This window comes from Bacillus cereus group sp. BfR-BA-01381, from assembly GCF_022663555.1.
In the GTDB taxonomy this organism is placed as follows: domain Bacteria; phylum Bacillota; class Bacilli; order Bacillales; family Bacillaceae_G; genus Bacillus_A; species Bacillus_A pacificus.
The window spans coordinates 1-1,538 of the sequence record NZ_JAKUFR010000193.1 but is presented as its reverse complement, the minus strand read 5'-3'; the positions used below and the strand labels follow the sequence as shown (position 1 = coordinate 1,538).

The following is a 1,538-nucleotide window of genomic DNA, read 5'->3' as shown; positions in this document are numbered from 1 at the left end:
GGATGTATTTCTTCCACTAATTTCTCGAATGGGACATCCTGATGAGCGTAAGCTTCTAAAGAAGTCTCTCGTATAAGCTTTAAAACCTCTCTAAATGTCTTATCTCCTGATAACTTCGTACGTAAAGGTAATGTATTGACAAAAAAACCTACTAAACCTTCAATTTCACTTCTATTACGGTTTGCGATTGGTGAACCAACTATGATATCCTCTTGTCCTGTATATCGATAAAGCAGCGTTTTAAATGCGGCTAGTAAGGTCATAAATAATGTTGTGCCTTCCTGTTTGCTTAAACTTCTTACTTTTTGAGTAAGTTGTTTCGAAAGAACAAGCCGTTCAATTGATCCTTGATATGTTTGTTTGACTGTCCTAGGACGATCAATCGGTAAATTTAGTACGGGAAGTTCCCCACCTAGCTGTTCTTTCCAATAAGCAAGCTGTTTTTCCAAAGTCCCTGCCTGTAACCAATCACGTTGCCATACTGCGAAGTCTGCGTATTGGATTGATAATTCCGATAAAGACGAAGATCCTCCAGAACAAAAATCCTCATACAGTGTTGATAGTTCTTTTATAATTACATCCATTGACCAGCCATCTGAAATAATATGGTGCATATTTAACATTAATATATGTTCTAATTCATCCAGCTTTATTAGACATTCACGGATTAACGGCCCTTTATTTAAATCAAACGCCCGATGGGCTTCTTTCTTTATTAATTCATTTTTTTCGTATTCCTTTTTTTCTTTTACTAATTTTGTTAAATCAATTACCTCAATGTTCTTTTGTTGAAATGGCATAACCACTTGAACTGGCTTGTCTTCAACCTCCTTAAATACAGTTCTAAGGATTTCATGTCGACGAATAATTTCATTTATACTCTGATTTAATGCCTGTACATTTAATGTTCCTTTAAAGGATATAGCTGCAGGAATATTATAAGAAACATTCCCTGGCTCTAACTGATCCAAAAACCATAGTCGTTGTTGCGCAAATGATAAAGGTAAGTTTTCCTCTCTCGTTACAGGTTGGATAGGTAAACTCTGAGAATATGAACTATCTCTTTTCATTTTTTCTATATTATTCAGGATTCCCGCTACAGTTGGATCTTCAAAGAATGTTCGAAGAGGTAAGTCTATTTGTAACACATCACGTATTCTTGATGTCACTTGTGTCGCTAGTAATGAATGCCCTCCTAAATCGAAAAAGTTATCATAAATACCAATTTTCTCAATTTTTAAAATACCACTCCATATATCTACTAAAAGTTCTTCAATTGGACTACGTGGTCCAACATATGTTACTTCTAATCCTAGGTTTATTTGGTCAGGCTCTGGTAATAACTTTTTGTCGACTTTCCCATTAGCATTCAATGGGAAAGAGTCCATTAATACAAATGCAGTGGGAATCATATATTCAGGTAACTTTTCTTTCAGATAATTCCTTAGTTCAAACACAGATAACTCATATTCCTGTTTTAAAATTACATAACCTACCAAATATTTATCTTTAGTTTCCTTATCAATGCGTGCCATAAC

Annotated in this window: 1 protein-coding gene; it reads right to left on the bottom strand. The window is 34.7% G+C overall.

From position 1 onward, the window contains the following. Positions 1-1,538 (bottom strand): condensation domain-containing protein (locus MR079_RS28180; protein WP_242295072.1); only part of this gene is annotated, 1,538 nt, incomplete at both ends.